This is a genomic window from Okeania sp. SIO2B9 (genome assembly GCF_010672505.1).
Lineage (GTDB): Bacteria > Cyanobacteriota > Cyanobacteriia > Cyanobacteriales > Microcoleaceae > Okeania > Okeania hirsuta.
Genome location: NZ_JAAHGK010000181.1, coordinates 1 through 8,051, shown reverse-complemented (window position 1 = coordinate 8,051; position 8,051 = coordinate 1). Strand labels below are relative to the sequence as shown.

At 37.6% G+C, this 8,051-nt stretch carries 6 protein-coding genes and 1 pseudogene; 5 read left to right on the top strand and 2 right to left on the bottom strand.

Annotation, left to right across the window (positions count from 1 at the left end):
* Window positions 1-45: 45 nt before the first annotated feature.
* Window positions 46-867 carry a tetratricopeptide repeat protein gene (locus tag F6K13_RS08935; protein ID WP_124147552.1) on the top strand — a complete coding sequence of 274 codons (822 nt, stop codon included), beginning with the start codon at window positions 46-48 and terminating at the stop codon, window positions 865-867.
* Between the two features lie 368 nt (window positions 868-1,235).
* Here F6K13_RS08935 and secG read toward each other — a convergent pair whose 3' ends face one another.
* Window positions 1,236-1,469 carry a preprotein translocase subunit SecG gene (secG, locus tag F6K13_RS08930; protein WP_124147553.1) on the bottom strand — a complete coding sequence of 78 codons (234 nt, stop codon included), beginning with the start codon at window positions 1,467-1,469 and terminating at the stop codon, window positions 1,236-1,238.
* Between the two features lie 109 nt (window positions 1,470-1,578).
* A complete protein-coding gene (gene gpmI, locus F6K13_RS08925; RefSeq protein ID WP_124155361.1) occupies window positions 1,579-3,177 on the bottom strand; it encodes a 2,3-bisphosphoglycerate-independent phosphoglycerate mutase in 1,599 nt (532 codons plus the stop codon).
* Between the two features lie 560 nt (window positions 3,178-3,737).
* On the opposite strand from gpmI, the gene F6K13_RS08920 reads away from it, so the two are divergent.
* The 4 genes and pseudogenes from F6K13_RS08920 to F6K13_RS08905 all read left to right on the top strand — a co-directional run bounded on the left by F6K13_RS08920 (window position 3,738) and on the right by F6K13_RS08905 (window position 7,177).
* Window positions 3,738-4,349: a hypothetical protein gene (locus tag F6K13_RS08920; RefSeq protein ID WP_124147555.1), complete on the top strand. Its 612-nt coding sequence runs from the start codon at window positions 3,738-3,740 to the stop codon at window positions 4,347-4,349.
* A gap of 74 nt (window positions 4,350-4,423) precedes the next feature.
* On the top strand, window positions 4,424-5,590 hold the full coding sequence (locus tag F6K13_RS08915) for a hypothetical protein (protein WP_124147556.1): 1,167 nt from the start codon (window positions 4,424-4,426) through the stop codon (window positions 5,588-5,590).
* Between the two features lie 38 nt (window positions 5,591-5,628).
* A pseudogene (locus F6K13_RS08910) lies at window positions 5,629-6,092 on the top strand (transposase family protein); the annotation flags it as partial.
* A gap of 359 nt (window positions 6,093-6,451) precedes the next feature.
* Window positions 6,452-7,177: an MORN repeat-containing protein gene (locus tag F6K13_RS08905; protein ID WP_124155359.1), complete on the top strand. Its 726-nt coding sequence runs from the start codon at window positions 6,452-6,454 to the stop codon at window positions 7,175-7,177.
* Window positions 7,178-8,051 lie beyond the last annotated feature (874 nt).

The window sequence follows — 8,051 nt, the reverse complement described above, 5'->3', positions numbered from 1 at the left end:
ATGTGATACTATTTATCTTTTTAATACTATAAACAAATTATCAATATGCCACACTTAATTCGCAAACTTTTCATAACAATCCTTTTATTATCTGTATTTTGCTTGAGCAACCCAGTAACTGTAATAGCTGCCACTCAACCACAGAATATTACCCCCACTCAATTAGAAGAATTAGAAAGTCTATTCGATCAAGCTTTAAATGCTAGTAATAACGGTGACTTTGCCAACGCTGAAAAATTATGGACTCAAATTCTAGAACAATATCCCTATAATCCGGCAATTTGGAGCAACAGAGGTAATATTAGACTTAGCCAAAATAAAATAGAAGAAGCAATATCTGATTATCAAAAAGCAATAGAAATTTTTCCTGATGCTCCAGACCCTTATCTAAATCGTGGTATTGCTTATGAAAGACTCAACAAATGGTCAGAAGCGATCGCTGATTACAATCAAGTCATAGAATTAGACCCAACTGACCCAGTTGCCTACAATAACCGTGGCAATGCAGAAGGAGGATTAGGAGAATGGGAAAAAGCCACCGAAGATTACAAAAAAGCTTCTGAATTAGCTCCTGAATATGCCTTTGCCCGTGCTAATTATTCTCTAGCTCTTTACCAAATTGGACAAACTCAGGAAGCAGTAAAAACCATAAAAAGCCTGGTTCGTAAATATCCTAACTTTGCTGATATGCGGGCAGCTTTAACTGCTTGTCTCTGGGAACAAGGCAAAAAAGGAGAAGCGGAAAGTAACTGGGTAGCTGCTGTCGGGTTAGATGGACGTTATCAAGACCTTGATTGGGTCGCTAATATTCGTCGTTGGCCACCTAAGTTGGTGAATGATTTGGAAAAGTTTATTAACCTAGAATGAAAACCAATCAATCTTGTGATTTTTACGATAGCATGCTACTTTATGCATAATAAGTCTGCTGGGCTAGGAGTGTCTAGGGGAGCCGTCGGATTGGCGAAGTACTGTGGAGCAACTGATAGACCAGAAAGAGGTTCGGCCTCAGAGGCAGGTGCTATGTTTCGCTTCGCGATATGTTTGCGGAGCATTCCGATAGGAAAAAGCGCAGCTCCCCTGTCAAGAGAGAGCAGAAAGTCCTAATCCGTGAGGTTTATTAATCCCGCATTGTCGTGTAAGGGGTATGTTGGAAAAATGTCAATAACCTAGAATAGTTGACTAAATTTACTTGTTTCCCAGACATTTGTCTGGGAATATTTTGCTTGATCAACAACCTATTGTGGTAACCACCCTGCACTAAGAAGTATGGTTAAACCCATAAAAAGTACAGAAAAAGTCCAAGTAATCCTATTCAAGGTTATCTCTGCACTTTTGGTGCTAGTAAACAATTGAGCTTGTCCACCAATACCACCAATTCCATCACCTTTGGGGCTGTGTAACAAGACAAATACAACAATACCGATAGCCGATATAATCCAGATAATTTCTGCAAGTTGAACAACATTCATAATTTTTAATTCGTTAAAAAATCCAATAATTTCACTGAGCTTGAGAAGGAGAGGTAATTATTAATTATTAATTATTAATTGTTGAACTGCCTCCTGTCTAACTAGCTGACTACAAACCCATTCGCACAGGAGTACGATTTTGTTGAATATCATATCCGGCATTTTCAATTATTGACCTTCCAGTCATCTCAGGAGGCTGGGGCAACTGTAAAATCTCCAAAATAGTTGGTGCTACATCTGCTAAACACCCATCTCGTCGTAAAGGCACTTTAGTGCCATGACCGGGAATTTTTCGTCCCTCTCCTTCTATGAGTATAAATGGCACAGGATTTGTAGTGTGAGCTGTCCAAGGACTTCCTTGTTCATCCCACATATATTCAGCATTACCATGGTCAGCAATAATTATTGCTGTGCCACCTACTTTACTAATACTATCTAAAAGTTGTCCTAAACAATAGTCAACTGTCTTAACTGCATTTACTGCCGCATCCATAACCCCAGTATGACCTACCATGTCAGGGTTAGCATAATTAATCACAATTAGAGAATAGATTTGTTTTTCCACAGCAGTGATCGCTACTTCTGTTACTTCTTTAGCTGACATTTCTGGTGCTTCATCATAATGAGCAACCATTGGACTTTGAATCAATTCTCGGTCTTCTCCCTCAAATGGTTGTTCTAAACCTCCATTGAAAAAGTAAGTTACATGAGCATATTTTTCAGTTTCAGCGGTGCGGAGTTGGCGTAGACCATGCTGAGAAATGACTTGTCCGAGAATATTATTTAAGTTTTGAGGCTTAAAAGCCACTAAGACAGATAAACTAGGGTCATATTGAGTAAAAGTTAAAAATGTCAATGGTTGAATTTGTTGGTGCTCAAACCCATTAAAATCTGGATCTACAAAAGCTTGAGTCAATTGACGGGCACGATCGGGACGAAAATTAAAGAATATTACTCCATCTCCAGGTTCTATAGCTCCTGGGGATACTCTAACTGGGATAACAAATTCATCTGTTATACCTTCAGTATAAGACTGTTGTAGTAAATCAGAAGCAGAACAACCTACTCCATAACCGTCTTTGGTCATTACTTCATAAGCTTTTTGAATTCTATCCCATCGTTTATCCCTGTCCATTGCATAGTAACGACCACTAATAGTTGCAATTCGTCCTACACCACTTTGATTAATGTGATATTCTATTTGTTTGAGTACCTGGACTCCTGATTTTGGGTTTGTATCGCGTCCATCAGTAATAGCATGAATACAAACATCAGAAATTCCTTTTGCTTTAGCCATATCTAGTAAACCTAATAAGTGGTTTACATGAGAATGAACTCCTCCTGGGGAACATAAACCCACTAAATGTAGTTTGGAATTACGCTCACTAACATCTTGACAACATTTTTCAATATCTTGATTTTGAGCAATTGAGCCATCTTCTACGGCATCAGATATTCTTACCAACTCCTGGGGTACAATTCTCCCCGCACCAATATTTAAGTGACCGACCTCCGAGTTACCCATTTGACCTTCTGGCAAACCTACTGCTTTGCCAGAAGCTTGAATCAAAGTTCTAGGATATGCTTGCCAAAGGCTATCAATTATAGGTGTTTCACCAACAGCAATCGCATTTCCTTCTTTTTCTTCTCGATAACCCCAACCATCTAGAATAATTAGTACAACCGGAGATATAGAAACTGTTCCCATGATTTTTTACCTTTGATACCTAATCTCGGTTCTATAATGACTAAATTCAACATACTACAATTGAGTATATTTTTATCTAATCTCTATTAATGTCTACTAATTAAGTAGACCAGTCTTGTTGAAAAGTTTAGCTGAAGTTACTATATCATTCAAATTATTTCTTGATTTTACTTTAGATGAATTTTATTAATATCTAAATATTAAATTAGATTTACATAAATTTGATGATAAAGGGAGGTAAAAGGGAATACCTTGAGAAGGCAACTAGAGAAAAATATAACTCACTATAAACCAATTAATGATGGATAATTTAATTTTTTTTTAATAAATTTATTGTCAAAAAACAAATTTTTAAACAAAATAAAGTAGTAGAAACAAATATCCTGATTTTTTTTTAAGCATTGAATTTTGGTATAACTAGTTCACAATTAAGATTGGCTTGACGCTATAGTTATTGAAAGTCGATCAAAAAAACTTAAAAATGTGATACTTAGAGTAGCAACGATGGTATTTTTGATCTTAAACTATTGTAAAATTTATCAACATAAACAAAATCTCAAATGAACAAAGTATTGTATTTCGTCAGCATAGGAATATTAGCTTTCTGGATACTTAGAGGTGAATCTGTAGCACTTAATGATGAAGATATGCAATTAATGGCATTATCAGATTCTGCCAGTTTTTCTAACCAAATCCTAGCTCAAGTTCCAGATTCTCCATCTTCTGATTCACAATCACAATCGACTATTCCATCAGCAGAAGTTCCAGAAAAGTCCAATACAGTTGCTAACTTGATCCAATCTACCGACCCAGAGGAAAGAGAAAAAGTTTTACAGCAAAACTTAGGAAATGAGGTAGATGATACTACAATTCAACCTTCTCAAACAATATCTGTTCCCACAGGTAGAGACCCATTTTCTGTTGTTCCTGAAATACCAGTACCAGAATTAGCACCAGAAGAATCTTCCGTAGCCCAATTGCCAGAAATACAAGGCCAACAACTACCTGGTCTACCTACCCTTCCTGAAACTACAGCACCCACTACTTGGCAACAAAATGTGAGAAGGATAGTACCTAGCGATGATAGTCCAATTGTTGCTCAACAAAGACGAAGAAGACCATTACCTAATACTTCACCATTCGAAAACTCATTTGTAGAGCATGGTTGTTAACTTTATCGCAAAGGTAGTATGATTTTGCTAAATTTTTGCTACCCTTGACAATATTAGGCTTTTCGGAACTAGCAATGCGTAAATTTCTACTAATATTAGGAGCGGGGTTACTATCAGTTTGGATAAGTGGATGTGAATCTCTACCATTTTTTAACAGAGGAAACAGTTCTACTGCCAATACTCCAGAATCTTCTCCTACTCCCATAGACCCTCCTGAATCTCCTTCTCAAATTCTTGCTGTTGACGAACCTTTCCCATCTCCAGATATTCCCCAAAAGTCAGAGACGGCAAAAGATTTAATTAGGTCTACAGACCCGAATGAAAGAACAAAATCCCTCCAACAAGAAGTTCAAACTCAAACACCTACTTCTATTTCAAGCATTCCAGAGACCAGAGACCCCTTCTCAAATTTACCAACTATTCCAGTACCAAGTCGGAGATCGAATCAAACAGGAGATTCTGTATCTACCCAACTTCCTGAATTAGATAGTCAGCAAGTACCAAATATTCCAACTCTACCAGAAACTAAATCCCCTTCCTCTTGGAGGGAACCAGAGTCAACTGCAACCAGAACAAACCAAGGGACAGACTCAAACCAAGTTCCTCAACAACAAAATTCACAACAGCCATCTGCCACAAACAGACAAAATTCAAGTTCAGCTCAATCACCCCCTCCATCAAGGCAAACGCCCAACAGTAAGCTACCGCAAAATACAAACAAACAAGCAGCATCACAAAACAATACTCAGTCAGGAAAAAATAATAATACAAAAGTTGCAGCTCATCCTCCAGGTACTACACAACAATCACAATCTCAAGAGCCACCATCTCCACCAAAACCCCCAGAGTTGCCCAGTTCATCTACTCAACAAGTACCAGGTTTACCAGAACTGCCAATAGAGTCAACCCCGCCTCCTCAGTGGCGAGGGCCAGGGTTTCCACCACCACCACCACCACCACCGCCACCACCACCTCCTCCACCACCGCCACCAGATACAACTATTGCCGACGGTATAGAAGTTAGTGGAGTTGTGCAAGTGGGACATCAAAAGCAGATTATTGTTAAGGTTCCTACAGAGCCTACAAGTAGATATGTAAAAATTGGACAACGACTAGCTAATGGTAAGGTATTGGTAAAGCGAGTGGACTTTAAGACAGGAGCTGACCCAGTTGTCGTGTTTGAGCAAAGTGGTGTGGAAATTCAAAAAGAGGTAGGAAGTCAGCCAACAACTGAGGAGTAAAAAAATAAATTATTCTAATTAAATTTCGTTAATTTTGACTGCCTGGAAAAACAGAATTATGTCAAATTTATGCTGAAGAAGAACTGGTAGTAATGGATTTCATGGAAAGTCAAATTGAAAGACCTAAAAAAAGACAAAAACAGTTTGATAGTGGAAAAAAAAAGAACATACTTTAAAAACACAATTGATAATTAGACAAAAAAGTGGTTTGATTATGTGCCTAGTCAAGATAAAAGGAAAAAATCATAATTTTAAACTATTGAGAGATTTAATTAAAGTTATTGCAGATTAAGGCGATCAAGGAATTGCAAAAATTCATCCATCAATTAAGTAAAACACCAATTGAGAAAAAGAAAGGGAAAAAGTTAACAAAATAAGATAAAAAATATAATCGTCAACTTAATCGATGACGAATTAAAGTAGAACATATTCTAATCCTGAACGAAATCGGGGTAAGAGATTCAGGTTAATATCCAACTTAATAGCTGGTATTTATAATTAGGATTTGTCTAATTAAGTTGAAAAAAAATCTATTAAATTTCTAGTTGGTTGAGCTTTTAATCATTAGGTGAACTTTTTTAGTATGCCTATTTTTAATGATTTGGCTAGAGAGCGATCGCTTAAGATCAATTATTCAGAAAAAATGAGGAATTCTGCCTGTCTTATCAAGTCAACTTAGACAAAAAATATCTGTAAATTATAGCATAAAATATTTTTGCAAGAAGTATCAAGTATCTTGAGACATTCTGGAGTAAAATTAGAATCAATTTCCACAGTTCTGTGCAACTGTATATAATGGATATAATGGAATCAAGAAATAATAGAAACTCTTTAAATTAATAAATAGGCTTAGTATAGGCCATGCTGCTATCAATAAAACAACTAAAAATAGCGATATTAACAGGTTCTTGCCTGGGATACACAATTTTGATGTGGCATCCTCAGTCCTTAATGGCACAAGAACAAACAGAAGCACCTTTTTGTGAAGGAAACCCTCCTACTGGCAGAGTTAAATGCAATTATCCCAATGGAGATAATTATGCTGGAGATTTTGTCAATGGAAGACCAGAAGGAAGTGGTGTATATGTCTATGCTAATCGTAATCGCTACGAAGGACAGTTTCGGAATGGTCTGCCTAATGGACAGGGTACTTTTATATTCTCTGATGATTCCAGAGTTACAGGAGTATTCCAAAATGGACAAATTAGGTCGGGTACAATTACTTTTGCCAATCAAGATCGCTTTGTCGGAGAATTTAACTTAGTGGAGAATCTCTCTAGTAATGTGATTAGTAGTCAGCCTACTGGTCAAGGTCAATTTATTTATGCTAATGGCGATCGCTATGAGGGAGATTTCTTTGCAGGTTCTCCTTTTGGTCCAGGAGTGTTTACTCGTGCTGATGGCATACGATGTCAAGGAGATTTTTATAATTCAGAACTAGATGGGAGAGGAAGTTGTACATATCCTAATGGAATTCGTTATCAAGGAGAATTAAGAGGAGGAATACCTCATGGTGTAGGGATTATTATAGATGCTGAAGGAAAAAGATTTCCAGGAGTATTCCGTAATGGTCAAAGACAAGAATAAATAGAGTAGTAAATACTACTATTATATATGTGATATGTGAATGATGAATTTTTCATTCACAATAGGACGGAGATGAAGAAATAACAAAGCCTTTTTGGTGTTCAGTTAACTATAGCCGAAAAGGCTAAGTTCTTCTAAGAACTATAGCGTTGCTGATTTGAGGTATGATATCTTGTCCGGATAAGAGGGCGAGCAAAAAACCTCCTCCTTCTACTCGGGGTTTCTTCTTCTTTCTTCCCTCCTGACTCCTGACTCTTGACTTCCCCTCCTGGGAGGGGTTAGGGGTGGGTTGACTCTTAAGTAATTAGAATTCATATCATACAGGTGCTTCAGCAACGCCAGAACTATGTAATATCAGAGCTGTTTCATAGTGTTATGAAAAAATATCTACTTTCGCTTCGACACAAAATATCTTTATTATCCCCACTTTTTGCGGACTTATAGCGCTCCGCGCTAGGCAAAAGTCATGCATCAAGTGCTAATTGGCAAGGTTTCCTCAGAATGTAAGACGCACATCTGACAGTCAGAAGTTAAAAGTAATCCCTGACGCTCATTTGAGCCTTTATACAGCGCTTCCCGTTGTTATGAGGTACATCCATCGCGGGCAAGATGCCCGCACTACAATATTTTCATCATTTACTCTGTACCTCATTTGCCAGAAATATGCTGTAAATGTCCTCGCCCTTTGTTTCGACTGCTATATTTATAAATAGGGTTTGCTTATGGAAGTCTTTTGGTATGAGGTAGGAGTCAACCCACCCCTAACCCCTCCCAGGAGGGGAAGTCAGGAGAAATGGAGTCAGGAGGAATGGGAGATTTAGAGGAGGTAGTCGGATATTTTATCATTTTCTTTGTGGGTTTAATACCCCACCGA